This is a genomic window from Paraburkholderia sp. BGA-UO-ETr-F12 (assembly GCF_059567945.1).
On record NZ_JCAQOZ010000025.1, the window covers coordinates 1 to 19,090 of the forward strand.

At 61.5% G+C, this 19,090-nt stretch carries 16 protein-coding genes; 9 read left to right on the forward strand and 7 right to left on the reverse strand.

Annotation, left to right across the window (positions count from 1 at the left end):
- Nucleotides 1-256: 256 nt before the first annotated feature.
- A complete protein-coding gene (locus AC57B6_RS10785) occupies nt 257-1,210 on the reverse strand; it encodes a LysR substrate-binding domain-containing protein (protein ID WP_025496567.1) in 954 nt (317 codons plus the stop codon).
- Between the two features lie 202 nt (nt 1,211-1,412).
- Between AC57B6_RS10785 and AC57B6_RS10790 the strand changes: the two genes are divergently transcribed.
- A complete protein-coding gene (locus tag AC57B6_RS10790) occupies nt 1,413-1,574 on the forward strand; it encodes a DUF1328 family protein (RefSeq protein ID WP_025496568.1) in 162 nt (53 codons plus the stop codon).
- A gap of 131 nt (nt 1,575-1,705) precedes the next feature.
- On the opposite strand, the gene AC57B6_RS10795 is transcribed toward AC57B6_RS10790, so the two are convergent.
- Together AC57B6_RS10795 and AC57B6_RS10800 are read right to left on the reverse strand one after the other, a co-directional pair.
- On the reverse strand, nt 1,706-2,335 hold the full coding sequence (locus AC57B6_RS10795; protein WP_030103433.1) for a GNAT family N-acetyltransferase: 630 nt from the start codon (nt 2,333-2,335) through the stop codon (nt 1,706-1,708).
- A gap of 136 nt (nt 2,336-2,471) precedes the next feature.
- Nucleotides 2,472-3,398, reverse strand: coding sequence for a LysR substrate-binding domain-containing protein (locus AC57B6_RS10800; RefSeq protein WP_028646149.1), 927 nt, complete (start codon nt 3,396-3,398; stop codon nt 2,472-2,474).
- Between the two features lie 81 nt (nt 3,399-3,479).
- Between AC57B6_RS10800 and AC57B6_RS10805 the strand changes: the two genes are divergently transcribed.
- On the forward strand, nt 3,480-4,370 hold the full coding sequence (locus tag AC57B6_RS10805; RefSeq protein WP_252889291.1) for an EamA family transporter: 891 nt from the start codon (nt 3,480-3,482) through the stop codon (nt 4,368-4,370).
- 28 nt (nt 4,371-4,398) lie between these two features.
- Here the strand turns inward: AC57B6_RS10805 and rfbC are convergent, their stop codons facing one another.
- Both rfbC and AC57B6_RS10815 read right to left on the reverse strand, forming a co-directional pair.
- Complete coding sequence (gene rfbC, locus AC57B6_RS10810; protein WP_025496572.1) at nt 4,399-4,950, reverse strand: dTDP-4-dehydrorhamnose 3,5-epimerase; 552 nt, start codon at nt 4,948-4,950, stop codon at nt 4,399-4,401.
- A gap of 148 nt (nt 4,951-5,098) precedes the next feature.
- The gene (locus AC57B6_RS10815; protein ID WP_025496573.1) at nt 5,099-6,094 is read right to left on the reverse strand and encodes a GlxA family transcriptional regulator; all 996 of its coding nucleotides are present in this window, start codon (nt 6,092-6,094) and stop codon (nt 5,099-5,101) included.
- Between the two features lie 763 nt (nt 6,095-6,857).
- Here AC57B6_RS10815 and AC57B6_RS10820 point away from each other — a divergent pair.
- The 6 genes from AC57B6_RS10820 to AC57B6_RS10845 all read left to right on the forward strand — a co-directional run bounded on the left by AC57B6_RS10820 (nt 6,858) and on the right by AC57B6_RS10845 (nt 15,310).
- Nucleotides 6,858-7,232 (forward strand): hypothetical protein, encoded by a 375-nt coding sequence (locus tag AC57B6_RS10820; protein WP_102857337.1) that lies wholly within the window; start codon nt 6,858-6,860, stop codon nt 7,230-7,232.
- 245 nt (nt 7,233-7,477) lie between these two features.
- Nucleotides 7,478-8,401, forward strand: coding sequence for a LysR family transcriptional regulator (locus AC57B6_RS10825; RefSeq protein ID WP_025496417.1), 924 nt, complete (start codon nt 7,478-7,480; stop codon nt 8,399-8,401).
- Nucleotides 8,402-8,417: 16 nt separating this feature from the next.
- The gene (locus AC57B6_RS10830; protein ID WP_025496416.1) at nt 8,418-9,092 is read left to right on the forward strand and encodes a response regulator transcription factor; all 675 of its coding nucleotides are present in this window, start codon (nt 8,418-8,420) and stop codon (nt 9,090-9,092) included.
- 249 nt (nt 9,093-9,341) lie between these two features.
- On the forward strand, nt 9,342-12,623 hold the full coding sequence (locus AC57B6_RS10835; protein ID WP_046565967.1) for an efflux RND transporter permease subunit: 3,282 nt from the start codon (nt 9,342-9,344) through the stop codon (nt 12,621-12,623).
- Nucleotides 12,613-13,827 (forward strand): efflux RND transporter periplasmic adaptor subunit, encoded by a 1,215-nt coding sequence (locus tag AC57B6_RS10840; RefSeq protein ID WP_046565971.1) that lies wholly within the window; start codon nt 12,613-12,615, stop codon nt 13,825-13,827. Before AC57B6_RS10835 ends, AC57B6_RS10840 begins: the two co-directional genes overlap by 11 nt.
- Nucleotides 13,820-15,310 (forward strand): efflux transporter outer membrane subunit, encoded by a 1,491-nt coding sequence (locus AC57B6_RS10845; protein WP_496421308.1) that lies wholly within the window; start codon nt 13,820-13,822, stop codon nt 15,308-15,310. The genes AC57B6_RS10840 and AC57B6_RS10845 overlap by 8 nt, the downstream gene beginning before the upstream one ends.
- Before the next feature lie 145 nt (nt 15,311-15,455).
- Here AC57B6_RS10845 and AC57B6_RS10850 read toward each other — a convergent pair whose 3' ends face one another.
- Nucleotides 15,456-16,634 (reverse strand): porin, encoded by a 1,179-nt coding sequence (locus AC57B6_RS10850; RefSeq protein WP_496421309.1) that lies wholly within the window; start codon nt 16,632-16,634, stop codon nt 15,456-15,458.
- 326 nt (nt 16,635-16,960) lie between these two features.
- On the opposite strand from AC57B6_RS10850, the gene AC57B6_RS10855 reads away from it, so the two are divergent.
- Nucleotides 16,961-17,236, forward strand: a complete 276-nt coding sequence (locus tag AC57B6_RS10855) for a DUF4148 domain-containing protein (protein ID WP_028200677.1) — start codon at nt 16,961-16,963, stop codon at nt 17,234-17,236.
- Nucleotides 17,237-17,542: 306 nt separating this feature from the next.
- Here the strand turns inward: AC57B6_RS10855 and AC57B6_RS10860 are convergent, their stop codons facing one another.
- The gene (locus AC57B6_RS10860; protein WP_030103425.1) at nt 17,543-18,646 is read right to left on the reverse strand and encodes a porin; all 1,104 of its coding nucleotides are present in this window, start codon (nt 18,644-18,646) and stop codon (nt 17,543-17,545) included.
- Between the last annotated feature and the right edge of the window lie 444 nt (nt 18,647-19,090).

The window sequence follows — 19,090 nt, forward strand, 5'->3', positions numbered from 1 at the left end:
CAGGGGACCCACTTATGAGCTGGCGGTTTGAGCCGCTTTCTTTTGCCTACTTTTCTTTGCGGCAGGCAAAGAAAAGTAGGTGCCGCCCCGCACAGGGGCAACGCTAATAGACCACTAACAATTCAAGGAAAGGCCAAAAGACCAACAACAGAGCGGACCACTAACAAAGCAAGGAAAGGCCAAAGAATCCGACCGACAACAAAAAAGCGCCACGAAGGCCCCACCTGCCGGGCAGGCAAAACCAAAACCTAAACCTTTACCCCCCCTCAGCCACCCCCCGTAAACACTCAACAAAAGCCTGACAAGCCGCACTCAACTCCTTATTCGACCGCACCGAAAACCCCACAGTCCCAAACGCGCCACTCTCGGGCAAATCCAGAATCCGCAACAACCCCGCATCTTCAAACTGCTGCGCCGCGACCCGCGGCATCAACGCGATCCTCGGCGTATCGAGCAGCAATCCAATATTGGTCAACAACGACAACGACTCCACAATGTCCGTGGGCAACGGCAACCCCGCCGCCCGGAACAGATGCTCCGCAGCCAGGCGCGCCGGCGAATCAGGCGTCGGCAGAATCCACGGCGAACCGACCAGATCGGATAAATGCGTCACACCAGCCGGCTCAGGCCCATACCCCTTGCCCACCACCACGCACAACGACTCGTCGAACAACGCCTCGTGCGTCAACGGAAAAGCACTCGCAATCGGCAACTCGCGCTCAGGCAAACGCCCAACCACAATGTCGAGGTCCCCCGTCGCCAGCGCCGGAAACAGATGGGCCGTCGTGCCCTCGCGCACCGTCACCAGAACATTCGGCGTGCGCGCCTTCAACATGCCAATCGCCGCAGGCAACAGCCGCGCCGATGCGGAAATCAACGTACCGACGATCACGTGCCCACTCGTACCCAGCCGGAAATCGTTGAGCTCGTCGGTCATATAGCGCAACTCCGCCATCAGCGACTTGACCCGCCGACCAAGCAGCAAGCCCAACTCAGTCGGCACAACGCCGCGATTCGAACGAGCGAATAGCGCGCCGTCGAAACAGGATTCGAGTTCGTGGATCACCTTGGTGACAGCCGGTTGCGTCAAGCGCATCTCGTTGGCCGCGCGGACGACGGAACGCGTCTCCAGCACGCGTTCGAAGATCATCAGCTGATTGAGCTTCAGCTTGCGGATCAGGGAGATCTCGCTGAGCGGATTGTGTTGCATGGCAAGGGTGGCCGGGAATCGATGATCCGCGATGGTAACAGCACGGCATCGACTGGCCGATTAGGGCACCCCCGGCTCCCCTCACCCTGGGCACGCCTATTGCTGTATATCGCTCGCCGGCGAAAACCCGTCAAAGCACGCTGTGCCCACAACGAGCGGCCGTTTTTAACTTCAATCCAGCAATCTATCGGTGGGAGGCCCCATGCTTCGATACGCTGTAATCTTCTTTATCATCGCGATCATCGCCGCGGTATTCGGCTTCGGCGGCATCGCCGCAGGCGCAACAGAAATTGCCAAGATCCTGTTCTTCATCTTCATAGTGATCTTCCTCGTCACTCTTCTGATGGGCGTGATGCGACGCTGACCATCAAGTCAGCCAGCAAGCGAAGAAACACCCGCCCCGGCGCGTGGAGTCGCAACTATTGCAATACTTGCCTCATAGCATTGCAATAGTTGCCGCCCGCTCCGGGGTTTTTACCGCCACACCATTCCCTCTCACGCCGCGCGCGCAATCCGCGCCGGCACAGTCAACCGATGCGACCAGTTCGCAAGCGAGCGCGTCGCCACCGGCGGCTTGCTCAAAATCGCGCTGTCGTATTGCTTGCCGTCGAAATGCACGAAATCGACAATGCGAAACCCCTGCCCGCGGTAAAACGCAATCAGATGCGCAGCCGGTTGCGGCGTATCGAGCGCGAGTTCCGCATAGCCACGCGTCGCGGCCCAGTGATCGGCGAATGCGATCAACAGGGTGCCGATGCCCCGCGCCTGCCACACAGGCTCCACGCCGAACTGGCGCAAGCTGGCAATATCATCGCGGCGGTATAGATCGCACGGCGATTCATGATCCGGCGCATACAGCGTCATCGTGCCAACCATGCGCCCTTCGCAAACCGCCACGTAACAATCGCCGCGCGTCGCGCGCGAACGTGTCGTCTCCACCGTTTGATCCACACATGTGCAGTTCAAACCCATCGCGCCGAGCCGGGTGAAAGCCCGATGCAGCAGCGCGGTCAACGCGACGTATGAATCGCGCGACGGATCGAAGCGGCGCAGTTCGACACGGCCCACGCCGTGATACACGTAGTCGATGCGGACAGATTGCTGCGTCGTTGCACGTCGCTTCACGTTGAACACCTCGCGCTATCAGGATGCACGAAGTGTAAGTTTGGCGTGTAGGCGTCTCAAGAAAAAATGTCGTAAAAACTCACATGGGACGCCCGGCGCGCATGTCTGCCCGCAAGCCGGCATCTCGCCCCGGGCACTACGCCGCCGATACCACGCACGGCTCGTTTTCCCGCAGGCCAAGATGCAATTCTTCGCAAAGGAAGGTCTGCAATGTCTGCACGGCGGCCGCCTGGGTGCCGGGGACGGGGCGCATGAACAGCCCGAAATCGGCGGTGGGCGCATCGGGTAATCCGTCTGCCTGGCCGAGCACACGCATCGACTCCGAGCGGATATTGCCCTCGAGCAGCACCGACACACCGAGCCCGGCCTCCACTGCCGACTGCACCGCCGGCAAGCTGGTGCTGGTGCACACAATGCGCCACGCAATGCCCGCGCGCCGCAGCGCCGTCAACACCAGTTGCTGCCAAAGACATGTGCCGCCGAACGCGACCACGGGCAATGGCGCGTCGCTGTCACGGCTAAAGCCGCGTGCGCCAACCCAGAAAAGCGGCTGTGTCCACGTCAATAGCGGCGGCACCGATTCGACCAGCGCGGGATCCCCAACCACCACGTCGAGGCCACCGTCCGCCAGCCGGTTCGACAACGCCGAACTGGTATCGACCACGATCTCCAGCGCCACCTGCGGATAGGCGAGCGAGAAGCGCCGCAGGGCACGCGGCAGCCGGCCGACCGCGATATCTTCCAGCATGCCGAGCCGCACCGTCCCGGACACCTGCCCCGCGCTCAAAGCCCGCCGTGCATCGGCGCCCGCGCCAAGGATCGTGTGCGCGAACGGCAGCAGCAGGTGCCCCGCTTCGGTGAGTTGCACGCCGCGCGGCGAGCGGTCGAGCAGACGCTGTCCCAGTTCTTCTTCGAGCCGGCGCAATTGCATGCTCACCGCCGCCTGGGTACGCGCGAGGCGCGCCGCCGCCACGCCCACGGCGCCGGTCTCCGCCACGGTAACGAACGCCCGCAGGAGACTGCTGTCGATATCTCGGGTCATCACGTTTCTTGAAGTGGTCATAAGAAATATCAACTTATCTTAATACCGCTCGGACCGATAAGATAGCGTCCAATGAATCCAACGAGCGTCAACGAGGCCACGATGCAGGACACCACCATCAAACCGGCGCTGAATTCCACACCCATGCCGGTGAAGCCTGCCGGCGCCGCGGCGGGCGCCGCGTTCCTGTGCGTGTTGTCGATGTCGAGCGTACAGTTCGGTGCCGCGCTCTCCGCGCCGACAATGGCAACCTACGGCTCGCTCAGCACCACCTGGTTGCGTCTGTGCTGGGCCGCGGTCGTGCTTGCGCTGCTGGTTCGCCCGCGGCTCTTCACCTACTCGCGCTCGCACTGGTTCGCGGCGGGTGCGCTGGGGGCGGCGATGGCCGGCATGACACTATGCTTTTTTGCGGCGCTTCAGCGGATTCCGCTGGGCCTCGCCGTCGCAATCGACTTTCTCGGCCCCCTCACCGTCGCCACGCTCGCGGTGCGTCGCATGCGCGCGTTACTGTGGCCCGTATTGGCGATTGCCGGCGTGCTGCTGCTCTCGCGCGATCGAGCCGGCTGGATCGGCGAACCGCTCGGCGTGCTGCTCGCGTTCGGCGCCGCAATCGGCTGGGGCAGCTATATCGTGCTGATGAAAAAGACCGGCACCCTGTTCGCCGGCCTCGAAGGCTTGTCGGTTTCGCTGCTCGCAGCAGCGCTGGTCGCCACGCCATTCGGCTTCGCGCAAAGCGGCATACACATCGCCGCGGGGCAAATCGCCGCCACCGCGGGCCTCGCGTTGCTGGTTCCCCTGTTACCCTACGCACTGGAAATGGTGGCATTGCGGCATATGCCGGCCTCATCGTTTGGAATCCTGATGAGTGTCGAACCCGCAATCGGCGCACTGGCCGGATTCGTGGTACTCCATCAACCAATGGAAGGTGTGCAGATAGCCGGCACGCTGCTGGTGGTCGCCGCGAGTGTGGGCGCCGTGGTGGCAACACGCTGACGGTGCTGGACCGCGCTTTGCGCAGCGCTCAGGCGAAATTTTCCGCTTCGTAGAGACGTCGGCCGGCTGCGTCCTTGGCGCCGAGGATCGGCTCGACTTCGATGGGCCACTCGATGCCGATATCAGGATCGTTCCACAAGATGCAGCGCTCGAGTTCGGGGAACCAGTACTCCGTGGTTTTCCACAGGCATTCGGCCACCTCGGACAGCACGACGAAACCGTGCGCAAAACCTGGCGGCACCCACACCTGCCGATAGTTCTCCGCGCTCAGGCGAGCACCGCTCCACTTGCCGAAATTCGGCGAATTGAGCCGCAAGTCCACCGCGACATCGAACACTTCACCCACCACCACCCGCACAAGGCGGCCCTGCGGACGCTGCACCTGGTAGTGCAGGCCCCGCAGCACACCACGCACCGCGCGCAAATGCCGGTCTTGCACGAAGTTGAAGCCTTGCGCGACGTCGTCGATAAACTCGTCCGCGCTGAAGCTCTCAAAGCAGAAGCCGAATTCGTCGCAGAATACCTCGGGCTCGATGAGTTTAACCTCCGGCAGCGCCGTCGCCATTACCTTGTTGCCCATCATGGCCACTGTGCTCGTTAGAAGCCTGCCCCGAGAAAACGCGGCCGCCGATGCACACGCGGCTGCGCAGGTTGCTGCACACGCCGCGCGCTGCATGCAGCCACCGGCAATGCGGCGCGCTGCTGACGGACGAGGCGCCTGCCGAAACTCAAACCTCGCTCGCCACCCGGCTGCGCGCGCGATATTCGGTCGGCGACAGTGCCATGCGCTTGCGGAATATCTTCGCGAGACGATCGCCGTTGCCGGTGCCGCTGCGGCGCGCGATCTTGTCGACCGGTAGTTCGGTTTCGGTCAGGAAGTTGCAGGCAATCCGCAGGCGCACCTGGAGCAGATAGTCGGAAGGCGTGACCTGCATTTCATGCTTGAAGCGCCGCAGGAAATTACGCTCGCTCATCGCCGCCACTTGCGCGGCGTCCGCAACCGACACGGGACGATCGCAATTCGCCTCCATCCAGCGCGCGGCGGCACGGATTTTCTCGGCGACGCTGAGCGTGCCGCCTTCGGCCGGCAGCGGCATCCAACTGGCGCCCATGCCCGGCATGACCCGATCGGCAACGCTGCGCGCGAGTTCCGCACCGAGGTCGCGCTTGATGAACATCAGCGCGCTGCGCGCGCAATCATTGCGATCGTTGGCGGCGCTGCGCGCGGCGTCGACGGTGGCGCTGCCCGGATAGCGGCTCACCTGCGAGCCGTCGTGTTCCGCCGGACCCGCAGCCTCCAGCACGAGACGGCCCTCGCCGATCGTCTCGATCGCCCGAGTACGCGTTTGCACCGAACGCAGCCAGTTGAGCAGCCGTTCGTCCTGCGCGGCCTCGTGTGCACCGTAGCCGCCTGCGATGAACAGCACGTCAAAACCGCTGCCGTAACGCGTGTCGATGCGGTCAGTCCAGATGCGCGCTGACGAGGAGCTCGCAACGCTGCCACCGTCCATCGACAGAAACTGCACTTCATACGGCGGATCTTCGCCGGCCCGCGAGCCGGAAAGTTCGTTGGCGGTCTGAAACATCTCGACCACCGTGCCGGGCCCGAGCAGCCAGAAGCCGTCGAACAGCAACACGCCGATTCGCCGCGCTGCGCTACGTACGTTCAGCGTAGGCGTATGTAACCAGGTGATCCTCGCAGTATCCAGATGCATGTGCGGCATGATCTTTCCTCAAACTGTCGTACGTTGTGGACCCCGCTGCCCGTTGGCCGGCCGGTACAGACGAATTTAAATAACGGCGGGTGAAAACCGCCGGCAACGCCGCTTAACGGATTATGCGTGATGTTAGCGGAATACCCTGACTTAGTAAATTTGAAAAACAAATCTTGACCGAGAAATAGAACGTATGAAGAAAACCATTATTTCGCGTTTCATATGAGTACCGGCATACGATCGGCCATAGCAATGAAGCATACCGGATACGCACTAACCATGATGCCGCAAAAGCTTACACAGACTTGCTTCGAAGCTTTCTGCCCGGGTCGGCGCATTTATTTCGGATGATGGGATTTGCAATGGCAATTCACCGTCATCGCATCAAGAAATGTTTCAAACGTGAACTCCGTACATCGCAAATAATGAACATTCAATCCCGCTTTTATTCGCAAATCGGGAATTTATCGGCGATGTCAATGTGGCGAACCGTACATTTAATGAAACAATCCGGATTAAGCATTTCGAAACCTGGATTTCAGACGTCTGGAAATGTTTCGATAATGAAACATCGGCTTCGTTTTCGTATGATAAATATCGGTTTCCTTTGCTTTTTGACCGGCAAAAACATCAGATGATTAAGCATCGCGGCGGGAATCGTGCCAGCTGCCTCCTTAAACAAAGTTTCATGCCTGGATCGTGCTGTTTAAGAATTCCCGCTGCGGGGCGGCATCATAATTTATCTACCGTGAGAGCAGGAAGGAGTAGAGACATGTCGCGCCCCATGAGCATCGAGAGAGTCAACGAATATGGACAGAACGCGGTTCGCATCGCCATCGACGACCGCGCGGTACTGCTCGAAGTGGCCGATCTGGACGCCGTGATCGAGCACCTCAGCGCGCTGCGCGCCACGATGCGTCCGGAAGTGCCGAAAGAGCCGCTGCGCACTCATCAGTATGTGATCGAGATCGATCCGTGCTGGCACACTGAAAAACATCCGCTGCATGACGGCGCCGTGCTGTTCCTGCGGCATTCGGGCCTCGGCTGGGCCGGCTTCGCGCTCCCCACTGAAAGCCTCGCGAGGCTCCATCACGCCTTGACCCAGCAACTGGAAGCATCGCTCGAAGTACACGGCATGCTCAATTGAAAAAACCCGCCGCGTGATAGCGGTTACTTTCATTCAGGTCTCTTTCCGAAGCACGGCTCTGGCCGTGCTCTTTTTTTGCCAATTATTTAGGATTGCTCGTTGATAGAAAAATGGATCGATGCAAAGTCGATTCCTTGCAGTTCATGAACATTGCACAAAATTAAAAAAGACTTAATCCACCTAGCAGTTCCGTTTTACCTGCGATCGCCGATGATGCGCTCATCGTCCTTCTCTACTGTTCCAACATGAACCAGCTACAAGCGATGCGTGTCTTCACACGGGTGGTCGATCTCGCCAGCTTCAATCTTGCGGCGAGACAGCTAGGGATGTCCGCAGCAGCGGTCACGCGCAGTGTCGGCACTTTGGAAGCGCATCTGAATATGCGCCTGCTGAACCGCACCACGCGCAGTCTCTCGCTGACCGATGTGGGCCGTGAATATCTCGACGGTTGCCGCACGATCATCGAGAAACTCGACGAGATGGAGTCGAACCTGCTGGAGACAACACGCGATCCACAGGGCACGTTGCGAATCGCCACGCCGATGACATTCGCGACCGCCGGGTTGGGCACGTTGCTGGCCGCGTATCGCACCCTGCATCCACGCGTGGACTTCGACGTGACGACGTTCGACACGCATATCGATCTGGTGGAAGGCGGTTTCGACGTATGTTTCTCCGACGACCGGCGGCTCGCCAACTCGTCGCTGGTGAGCCGCATGCTGACCAGCATCGATGAAATGACGGTCGCCTCGCCGGCCTATCTGGCACGTCACGGCACACCTCGCGATCCTGCTGCGTTGAACCGCCACGGCCTGCTGACCGTCTCCGACGGTTCGTCGCGCGCGTGGGAGTTCTCGGACGCAGACGGCATCTACCGCGTCAATACCGGCAGCGCGCTCACCGCCACGAGCAGTGCAATGGTGCGGGTGGCCGCGCTCAGCCACATGGGTATCGCGTTGCTGCCACAGCCGATCATTGCCGACGATCTCGCCCAAGGCGCGCTCGTCCCCGTACTCGAGCAGTTCGAAATCAACGGCGGGCCACGTCAAGTGTCGATTCTCTATTCCGGCCGCAATTACCTGTCGATGCGCGTGCGCAGTTTCATCGACTTCGCGGTCAGCCAGTATCGCGCGCCGGACCGTCCGGTCGCACTGCGGGCAGTAGCCTGAACCAGGCTCGCACATCATGCCCAGAATACTGACGATCGAAGACGATGAGCTGATCGCCCACGACATCGTGCGCACGCTCAGCGCGAGTGGTTTCGCGGTCGACGTGGCGCGCACCGGCCGCGAAGGCATGGCAAAGGTCATGGCGGGCGACTACGACGTCGTCACACTCGACCGCATGCTGCCCGACCTCGACGGCCTGACCATCGTGGCGACGATGCGGGGCGTCGGCATGGAAACGCCGGTGCTCGTGATGAGCGCGATGTCCGATGTCGATCAGCGCATTCAAGGTCTGCGCGCCGGCGGCGACGACTATCTGACCAAGCCGTTCTCGCCCGAGGAAATGTTCGCGCGCGTCGAGGTGCTGTTACGTCGCCGGCCACGTCACGCCAAAGCTGAAACGCTGCTGCGCAGCGGCTCGCTCGAACTCGATCTGGTACGCCGCAAAGTCACCTACCGGCAACGCGAACTCGACCTGCAGCCCACCGAATTCCGCGTCCTCGAGTTCATGATGCGCCACGCCGGCCAGGTGCTCACGCGCACGATGATTTTCGAAGCCGTGTGGGGTTGCCGCTTCGATCCCGGCACCAATCTGATCGACGTACATGTAGGCCGTTTGCGCAAAAAGGTCGAGACACCCGGCGAGCGTCCGTTGATTCGCACCATTCGCGGTTCGGGCTATCTGTTCGGCTGACGCCGCTCTACTCGCAGGGTTTCTGACCAGGCTTTAGCGCTGCATGCAGCGCTAAAGCCGTTGCAACGCGAGTATCGGCGCAATCGCGCACATCGTCCCGGCTTCCTAAAACTAGTTTCATTTGTTTAGTCCACGACTGTTAGGACCCGCTCTCCAGAATGCCGTTACCGGGCCCGCGCAATCGGTGCGTGCCCTAACCGCCACACGCCCGCGCGGATTCAAGCGCGCCTCTGAACGGAGCAGCCTTCGATGTTAAAAATAGTCCGGTTGGCTTTGACCCGGCCCTATACGTTCATCGTGCTTGCGATGCTGATCCTGTTGATCGGCCCGCTTGCCGCGGTGCGAACGCCGACGGATATCTTTCCTGACATCCGCATTCCCGTGATCAGCGTGGTCTGGAACTATGCCGGCCTGCAACCGGACGATATGTCCGGACGCATCGTCACCTACTACGAACGCACGCTCGGCACGACGGTGAACGACGTCGCGCATATCGAGTCGCAATCGTTTCGCGGCTACGGCATCGTCAAGATATTCTTCCAGCCGACCGTGGATATCCGCACCGCCACCGCACAGGTGACCTCGGTTTCGCAAACGGTGCTCAAGCAGATGCCGCCGGGCACCACGCCGCCGCAGATTCTGAACTACAACGCGTCGACCGTGCCGGTCCTGCAACTGGCGTTGACCAGCAACACGCTCGACGAACAGAAGCTCGCCGACTACGCGACCAATTTCATTCGTCCGCAATTGCTGAGCGTGCCCGGCGTGGCGATTCCGACACCGTACGGCGGCAAGACCCGTGAAGTACAGATCGATCTCGATCCACAGGCGCTGCAGGCGAAAAAACTCTCCGCCAACGATGTCGCCACCGCCCTCGCACAGCAGAACCAGATCATTCCGGCCGGTACCGAGAAGATTGGCCGCTTCGAATACAACATCAAGCTGAACAACAGCCCGCTCGCGCTCGACGAACTGAATGCGCTGCCGATCAAGACGGTGGACGGCGCAACCATCTATATCCGCGACGTGGCTCACGTACGCGACGGCTATCCGCCACAAGGCAACGTGGTGCGTGTGGACGGCCATCGCGCGGTGCTGATGAGCATTCTGAAGAACGGCTCCGCGTCGACGCTCGACATCATCTCCGGGGTCAAGGCGCAGTTGCCGCGTATTGAGGCGACGCTGCCGCCCGGCCTGAAGCTCGTGACGATGGGCGATCAATCGACCTTTGTGAAGGGCGCCGTCAGCGGCGTGGCGCGTGAAGGCGTGATCGCCGCCGCGCTCACTTCGCTGATGATTCTGCTGTTCCTCGGCAGCTGGCGCTCGACGCTGATCATTGCGGCGTCGATTCCGCTCGCCGTGCTGGCGGCCATTGCCGGCCTCGCCGCCATGGGCGAAACGCTCAATGTGATGACGCTCGGCGGCCTTGCGCTCGCGGTCGGGATTCTGGTCGACGACGCCACCGTCACAATCGAAAACATCAACTGGCATCTCGAACAAGGCAAGGACGTGCGCAGCGCGATTATGGACGGCGCCGCGCAGATCGTCGCGCCCGCGTTCGTGTCGCTGCTGTGCATCTGCATTGTGTTCGTGCCGATGCTGCTGCTCAACGGCATCGCGCGTTTCCTGTTCGTGCCGATGGCCGAAGCGGTGATCTTCGCGATGATCGCGTCGTTCATTCTCTCGCGTACGTTCGTGCCGATGATGGCGCAGTACCTGTTGCGCCCTCATGCGTCCGGCGGCCACGCCTCCGGCGAACTGGCCGCGGTGATGGACCCGCACGGCGACCACGCGCATGCGGCACCCTCGCGCAATCCGCTGGTGCGTTTTCAGCGCGGCTTCGAACGTCGTTTCGAGCGCGTGCGCAGCGTGTACCGGATCGTGCTCGGTCTTGCACTCACGCATCGCAAACGCTTCGTGGCGGGCTTCCTGGTCGTGGTCGGCGCGTCCTTCCTGCTCGCGCCGTGGCTCGGCCGTAATTTTTTCCCGGATATCGACTCCGGCGCGATCTCGATCCACGTGCGCGCCCCGATCGGCACACGGGTCGAAGATACCGCCGCGGAATTCGACCGGATCGAGAATGCGGTGCGCCGCGCGATTCCGCCCGACCAGTTGCGCAGTATCGTCGACAATATCGGCCTGCCCAATAGCGGGATCAACCTGACCTATAACAACAGCGGCACCACCGGACCGCAGGACGGCGACATTCTCATCTCGCTCAACGAGAACCACCAACCGACCGCCCACTTTGTGCGCGAGCTCCGCGAAACACTGCCGCGCCAGTTTCCGGGGACAACCTTCGCGTTTCTGCCGGCCGATATCGTCAGCCAGATCCTGAATTTCGGCGCACCCGCGCCGATCGATCTGCAGGTGGCAGGACCGAACCAGGCGGCCAATCATCGCTACGCCAACGAGGTGATGCGGCGTATGCGTCTGATTCCCGGCATTGCCGATACGCGCATTCAGCAGGCCGCGACGTATCCGCAGTTCACCGTGTCGGTAGACCGTTCGCGTGCCGATCAGCTCGGCATTACCGAACAGGACGTGACCAATTCCGTGGTGGCGAGCCTCTCGGGTACCAGCCAGGTGTCGCCGACGTACTGGTTGAATCCGAAGAACGGCGTGTCGTATCCGATCGTCGCGCAGACACCGCAATACGACATGACGTCCCTGTCGAATCTGAGCAACCTGCCGGTGACCGGCAAGAGCGGCCAGGCGCAGATTCTCGGCGGCATCGCGACCATTACGCGCGGCGTCGGCAATGCGGTGGTGTCGCACTACAACATCGAACCGCTCTACGACGTGTTCGCGACCACCCAGGGGCAGGATTTGGGCGCCGTCGCCGCGAAGATTCAGAACATCGTCCATGCGAGCGCGAAAGACGTGCCGAAAGGCTCGATTGTCACGCTGCGCGGTCAGGTGCAAACGATGAATAGCGCGTTCCTCGGCTTGTCGCTAGGGCTGGTCGGCGCGATTCTGCTGATCTATCTGCTGATCGTCGTGAACTTCCACTCGTGGAGCGACGCGTTCGTGATCGTCACCGCGTTGCCCGCGGCGCTGGCCGGCATCGTGTGGATGCTGTTCACCACGCATACGCCGCTGTCGGTGCCCGCACTGACCGGCGCGATTCTCTGCATGGGCGTCGCGACCGCCAACAGCATTCTGGTGGTCAGCTTCGCCCGCGAACGGCTGGCGGTGACCGGTAACGCGCTGGTCGCGGCAATGGAAGCCGGTTTCACGCGCTTTCGCCCGGTGCTGATGACGGCGCTCGCGATGATCATCGGTATGGCGCCGATGGCGCTCGGCCTCGGCGACGGCGGCGAGCAGAACGCGCCGCTCGGCCGCGCCGTCATCGGCGGCCTGATCTGCGCGACATGCGCCACGCTGCTCTTCGTACCGGTCGTGTTCAGCCTCGTGCACCGGCGCGACGCCGGCGCTCACGATCCGTCGCACGGTCCATCGCATCGCTCATCCAACGACCCCTCGCACGATCACTCATCATCCGAACCCGGAGTCCAACATGTCCACTGAGATCGAGATCAATTCGCCGAAGCGGCTGCGTCATCTGAAGCTGGTCGGTATCGTCGCGCTGCTTGCAGCAGCGGGCATCGTGACGAGCGGCATTGCCAGCCGCGTGCACGCGAAACAGGAGCTCACCACCTGGTCAGCCGAGCAAGCCGTGCCGACGGTGGTTGCCTACACGCCGAAGCACGACCTCGACGCGCAGGCACTGGTGTTGCCCGGACGCCTCTCCGCCTTCGTCAACGCACCGATCTATGCGCGCGTATCAGGCTATCTGCATGCGTGGTATGCCGACATCGGCACGCACGTCAAAGCCGGCCAGTTGCTCGGCGTGATCGACACGCCCGACCTCGATCAGCAATTGCTGCAGGCTCGCGCCGATCTGCAGAATTCGGTGGCGAACGAAAAACTCGCCGCCTCCACGGCCAGCCGCTGGACCAGGATGCTTCAGCAGGATTCGGTCTCCCAGCAGGATGCCGACGAAAAGACCAGCGATCTGGTCGCCAAGCAGGCGACGGTAGCCGCCGCGCAAGCCAACGTGCGGCGTCTCGAAGCGCTCGAATCGTTCAAGCGGATTACCGCGCCGTTCGACGGCATCGTCACCGCGCGCACCACCGACATCGGCGCGCTCATCAATGCGGGCGGCGGCAACGGGCCTGAACTGTTCACGGTCTCCGACGCCCGGCAACTGCGCGTCTATGTGAGCGTGCCGCAGGACGAGGCGGCCGCCATCAAACCCGGCATGACCGCCACGCTCACCGTGCCCGAACGGCCTGGCGTGAAGTTCAACGCCAAACTCGTCGACACCGACGACGCGATCACGCCTTCCTCGGGCACGCTGCTGGTGCAGCTCGCGGTCGACAACCAGGATGGCCTGCTGATCCCCGGCGAATACACCGAGGTGCATTTTGCGTTGCCGACCAACTCGCACGCGCTGTCGATCCCGGCCAGTTCGCTTATCTTCCGGCAGGCCGGCTTGCAGGTTGCCGTTGTCGGCAACGACAACCGCGCCGTGCTCAAATCGGTGTCGATCGCCACGGATCTCGGCACGCACGTCGAGATCGCGTCGGGTCTGAATCCCACCGACCGCGTGATCGACAACCCGCCCGACTCACTCGCTTCCGGCGACGAAGTGCGGCTCGAAGGCAAACCGGCCGGTACGACGGACACGTCGCTAGCCGAACGCCGGCCGGCGGAGAGCGCTCATGGATAAACGCCGCATCTGCATCGCGCTGGCGGCCGCGGCGCTGGTGAGCGGCTGCTCGTTTGCGCCGACCTACCAGGCACCCGCCACCCGCATCCCCACGACCTTCAAGGAAGGCGGCGCCTGGCAGCTCGCCAGACCGGCCGACCGCGTGCCGCGCGACGCGTGGTGGAGCGTCTATCGCGATCCCGTACTCGACCATCTCGAAGTTCAGGTGGCGGCGGCCAATCCGGACGTGGCCGCCGCGATGGCGCGGCATGACGAGGCCACCGCCTATTTGTCGCAAGCCCGTTCGGGCCTGTTCCCGACCATCGGCGCGGAAGCGTCCGTCGAACGCCAAAGGCAATCGGATAATCGCCCGCTGCGGGGTGTCGGTCAGCCCGCGGTGTACGGCGCGAACACGGTCGACGTCGGCATCGGTTACGACCTCGACCTGTGGGGCAAGATCCGCAACGAGGTTTCAGCAGGCCGCTCGGCAATGCAGGCCAGCGAGGCCGATCTCCAGTCGGTGCGCCTGAGCTTGCAGGCAAATCTGGCCAGTGCGTACTTCAATCTGCGCGGGCTGGACGAGCAGCAGCAACTGCTCAACGATACGATCGACACCTACCAGCATGCGCTCAAGCTCACGTTGAGCCGCCACGCGGGCGGCATTGCATCCGATCTCGACGTCTCGCGTGCGCAAACGCAGCTCGACACCGCACGCGCTTCCGCGGACGACATCGCTGCACGCCGCGCCCTGTACGAGCACGCGATCGCCAGCCTGACCGGCACACCGGCGTCCTCGTTCACACTCGCACCGGAGATCGAAACGGCGTACCTGCCGTCGATTCCAACCGGCGTGCCGGCCGCGCTGCTGCAACGGCGCCCCGATATCGCGGCGGCCGAGCGGCGCGTTGCCGAGGCCAATGCGAAGATCGGCGTCGCCAAGGCAGCGTTCTTCCCGGACATTTCGCTGGGTCTCGACGGCGGCTATCAGAGCGACACGCTTTCGCCGTGGCTGATGGCGCCGAACGAAATCTGGTCGGTCGGGCCAAGCCTGGTGTTCACGCTATTCGACGGCGGGCGCCGTGAAGCGATCACACAGCAGGCGCGCGCGAAGCTCGCCGAGAACGGCGCGAAATACAAGGCGACGGTGCTGCTCGCCTTCCAGCAGGTCGAGGACAACCTGGCCCAACTACATCATCTCGGCGACGAGGCCACGCAGCAAAACGAGGCGCTGGTGGCCGCACAACGCACCTTGACGCTTTCGATGTCGCGCTATCGCGACGGCGTGGTCAGCTATCTGGACGTGGTGACCGCGCAGACCACCGAACTCACCACGCAGATCGACGCGCTGAACCTCACTACGCGGCGTTTGCTGGCCTCGGTCGGGTTGATCGAGGCACTGGGGGGCGGCTGGTCGCCGGACGGCGCCACAAGCGCGCCTGAGGTTCAGGCGGCCAGCGTGCAGGCGGCACATCCCAATCCCGGACTGCTCGCGTCCGCGAATTGAACCGGCTGGCTGAAGCTGCCAGTAGAGTCTGCCGGTTGAATCTCACTGCCGGGTCCGCCAATGCCATAAAAAAGTCGCCGGTGATGAACCGGCGACTTTTTTGTTTTGGGCAAGCCCGCTGCAACTCGCAGCAGGCTTGCAGCACTCAGAACCGATGCCGCATTCCCAGCGCCACCACTGCCTGCCGATCGCTCGACGAAGCCGCCAGCGAGTAGATCGACGCATTGCCCAGCACCGAGATGCCGTCCGCACCCGACACATGCTGATACACGCCTTCCAGATACACATCGGTCCGGCGCGACAACGCATAGTCCGCCTGCAACATGAACTGATTCCACTTTGGCGCGACGCTCCTGCCGTCGTCGCTGAAATGCCCATCGGTGAATGTGTACGAGCCACCCAGCGTGAACGCCGGTGTAATCGCGTAGCGCGCATTCAGTTCGTAGTTATTGAAGGTCAGCATATCGCCGTTGAGCGTGGAATACGCACCACCCTGGGTGATCTGATGCGGATCGTCGAGCATCGTTCGTGTGAAGACGAGCCCAACAGTCGCCGCGCCGAACGTATAGTGGCCCGCCGCGCCGAGGATGCGCTGGCGCGCGCCGGTAAAGACCGCGTCGCCGTCGCTGCTGCTCACCGCGCCGCCGGTATTGCTGGGTTGATTGACGCCACCCGGCTGGTTCACCTGCAGATAGGCCAGCGCCAGATTGAACGGACCGCCGGCCCATTGCGCGCCGAGGCTATAGGCGTTGTTGTTGCTGAAACCGCCAGCCGCATTGCTGAAGGCATAAGCACCGCCGACCGTGAAGCCGTCATACGTCGCGCTGCGGAATTTCAGCGCGTTGTTCATGCGCAGATCATTGTTGAGGTTGTCGTTATCGAACGGATGGTCGGCGATATTGCCGCCGAAACCCGAACCCGTTGCCGAAAGCGGCGCGACGAAATCAACGAGGAAGTCATATTGCCGGCCCATCGTCACGGTGCCCCACTGTTTGCTTGCGATACCGACCCACGCCTGACGGCCGAATTCGTCGCCGCCATTGGAGAACTTGCCGCTGTCGATATTAAAACCGTTCTCCAGGTCGAAGACCGCGCTCAGTCCACCGCCCAGGTCTTCGTTGCCACGCAGGCCCCAGCGGTCGGTACTGACGTTGCCGCTCTCCATCATCCAGTTGCTTTTGCCGCCCGTGGCCGTTTTCTGATTGCTGATGTAGTCGATGCCCGTATCGAGGGTCCCGTAGAGCGTGACACTGCTTTGCGCGTGCGCCGCCGCACCGAAGGTGCCTGCCAGCGCGACGAGCGTGGTTACCAATGCTTTATTCATGTTTGATTCCGGGTAAGAGAAGGCGCCGGCCCGCGCATTGACGGACCGATCCCGCACACCGTGCGGGTAGCCGCAATGTAGATTTGCGCGATGACACACCCGTGATCAAAACCGGCCGATTCATGAAACGTTTTTTATGTTCATGACATGTGACCGAAGGCCCTTTAAAACAATACCGCGACGACGCCTGAACAGATAAATATCTTTTCATGCACACATCGCCGAACCGCTAAAGCCAGGTGACTATCCTTCTCATCAACCGATCCACGAATGCATTGCGGTTCGCGCATCGGCCCCAACCAATTTGATTTGTGAGGATTACGAACATGAAATCTCTGACGCTCGCCATCGCTTTCATCGGTGCAACCGCAACGGCTTCCGCCTTCGCTCAATCGACCACCGCGCCCGCACAGCAAAACGCCGCGCCGGCAATGCAAGTGGCACAGAACAGCACGACCGGGAGCAACGGTGCAGGATCGTGGGTTGCGCCTTACGGTCAGGCGACCGCCGGGAAGACGCGTGCACAGGTTTATCAGGAGCTGGTGCATGCGGAGAAAGACGGCCAGCTCGCCTACCTGAACTCGACCCTTTACGCTCACTGATCCCGATGAACAATTAAGGCGGGTGAATGATTTCACCCGGCTTAATCGTTAATCGCACCGCTCCGACCTCCTGCCCCGAAAACGTCAATGACCCTCCGTACCGCGATCAAACGATCTGCTTGCTTCGCTGTTGCCGCTGCCGCAGCCGGCCTGCTGTTATCCGGTTGCGCAACGACAACGACACCCACCAGCGCCGACAACTGTGTCGGTCCACCGAGTTACTGCAACGTCTATTTTGGTTCATGAACGAAAAAAGAGCGCGCCACCCCTTAGGGCAGCGCGCTCTTTTACTTGACGCGGCGGATTTTAGAATGAATGTCGAATACCCACCCGTCCGACGACCTGCTTGCCGTCCGACGACGGATCGAAACCCGCGATCTGCGCAACGGCGCCGCCGCTGGCCTTCTGCAGTGCCGCAAGCGCATAGATGGCCGTGCGCTTGGACAGTTCGTATTCCGCGCTCAGATTGAGCTGTTGGTACTTCGGTTCCTGATTGGTTGCGTGATCGCGGCCATCCGTGTAGGTGTAACCGGCGGCCAGGTTCAACTGACTGGTCGCCGCGAAGGTGCCGGCAATTTCGTAGTTCTGGAATTTGACGTCCTGTCCTGCATCGCCTTGCTGGAAGTTGACGTTGGTGAAGTTGCCCATCATCTTGAACTTGCCGATCTGATACGAAGCACCGGCTGCGAAGATACCCTGGCTGCGGGCATTGGCGAGATAGTTGCCGTACACCGCGTTGGTGTAGCCTGTGCCGTTCTGATAACTCTGGATCGACTGCTCCGGATCGTTGACGCGCAGATAGCCGGCCCCCATGGAGAACTGTCCATTCGTGTACGAGGCTGCCGCGCTATAGGCGGAGTTATTCGAGAACTGCCCGGCCTGGCCGCCGAACGAATAGAGCGCTTCACCGGTGAAGCCGCCGATGGTGGGACTCGTGTACTTCACTGAGTTGCTGACAGCGAAGCCGTTATCGAGGTTGTCCATGTCATTGGGGTGGGAGAAATACCAGCCGCCGTAGCTATCGTTGAGCGAGTACGGCTCGATAAGATCGACGACCGGGTCCCACTGCCGGCCAATCGTGACTGTACCGGCCGTTTGACTGGCGAGGCCGACGTAGGCATTACGGGAGAAGGCGAGGCCGCTGCCCAGGCTGCCGTTAGTCGAGTTGAAGCCGCTTTCCAGGTCGAACACGGCGGCGAGGCCTCCGCCCAGATCTTCCTTGCCCCGGAGGCCCCAACGGCTTCCTGCGCTGACGCCGCTGGCCATTTGGTAGAGATGGTTGCCGTTGACGTTGCTCGCGAAGTCGATACCTGTATCGAGGATACCGTAGAGCGTGACGCTGCTTTGCGCATGCGCGGCGGAAACGGCACCGACACAGAGCAGTGCCCCGACCAGATGTGTCAGTTTCATCGTTTGTTTCATGAATCACCTTTTCATTTAAATAAGGATGCCTTGCGGAACTGTGTGACTACCGGGTGAATATATCGAGGCTAGAAATGGTCGCCGCTGCAAGACAGAATTTCAGTTTTTTTGTTGGGTTTTTTGCCTGTGGCACTTCCTGGATTTGGGTTTTTGGGATTTTTTTACCGTTGGCGGTTTGGTTTGTTGTTGGTCTTTTTTTTAGCCTTTGGCCTTTCCTTGAATTGTTAGTGGTCTATTAGCGTTGCCCCTGTGCGGGGCGGCACTTACTTTCTTTGCCGCCGCAAAGAAAGTAAGCAAAGAAAGCGGCTCACACCGCTAATTCTTAAGCGGGTCCCCCGCGCAGCCACGGTAGTGGTGCATCTGGAATCCGTGCCCCCGCACACTCCGCGCCGTTGACAAAGGACTCATCAGCTCCCACTCCGCACTACGTGC

Excerpts from the sequence above, each read along its gene's own strand:
- AC57B6_RS10785 (WP_025496567.1), bottom strand. The coding sequence starts at position 1,210 with ATGCAACACAATCCGCTCAGCGAGATCTCCCTGATCCGCAAGCTGAAG.
- AC57B6_RS10790 (WP_025496568.1), top strand. The coding sequence starts at position 1,413 with ATGCTTCGATACGCTGTAATCTTCTTTATCATCGCGATCATCGCCGCG.
- AC57B6_RS10800 (WP_028646149.1), bottom strand. The coding sequence starts at position 3,398 with ATGACCACTTCAAGAAACGTGATGACCCGAGATATCGACAGCAGTCTC.
- AC57B6_RS10805 (WP_252889291.1), top strand. The coding sequence starts at position 3,480 with ATGCAGGACACCACCATCAAACCGGCGCTGAATTCCACACCCATGCCG.
- rfbC (WP_025496572.1), bottom strand. The coding sequence starts at position 4,950 with ATGGGCAACAAGGTAATGGCGACGGCGCTGCCGGAGGTTAAACTCATC.
- AC57B6_RS10815 (WP_025496573.1), bottom strand. The coding sequence starts at position 6,094 with ATGCCGCACATGCATCTGGATACTGCGAGGATCACCTGGTTACATACG.
- AC57B6_RS10820 (WP_102857337.1), top strand. The coding sequence starts at position 6,858 with ATGTCGCGCCCCATGAGCATCGAGAGAGTCAACGAATATGGACAGAAC.
- AC57B6_RS10825 (WP_025496417.1), top strand. The coding sequence starts at position 7,478 with ATGAACCAGCTACAAGCGATGCGTGTCTTCACACGGGTGGTCGATCTC.
- AC57B6_RS10830 (WP_025496416.1), top strand. The coding sequence starts at position 8,418 with ATGCCCAGAATACTGACGATCGAAGACGATGAGCTGATCGCCCACGAC.
- AC57B6_RS10835 (WP_046565967.1), top strand. The coding sequence starts at position 9,342 with ATGTTAAAAATAGTCCGGTTGGCTTTGACCCGGCCCTATACGTTCATC.
- AC57B6_RS10840 (WP_046565971.1), top strand. The coding sequence starts at position 12,613 with ATGTCCACTGAGATCGAGATCAATTCGCCGAAGCGGCTGCGTCATCTG.
- AC57B6_RS10845 (WP_496421308.1), top strand. The coding sequence starts at position 13,820 with ATGGATAAACGCCGCATCTGCATCGCGCTGGCGGCCGCGGCGCTGGTG.
- AC57B6_RS10850 (WP_496421309.1), bottom strand. The coding sequence starts at position 16,634 with ATGAATAAAGCATTGGTAACCACGCTCGTCGCGCTGGCAGGCACCTTC.
- AC57B6_RS10855 (WP_028200677.1), top strand. The coding sequence starts at position 16,961 with ATGAAATCTCTGACGCTCGCCATCGCTTTCATCGGTGCAACCGCAACG.
- AC57B6_RS10860 (WP_030103425.1), bottom strand. The coding sequence starts at position 18,646 with ATGAAACTGACACATCTGGTCGGGGCACTGCTCTGTGTCGGTGCCGTT.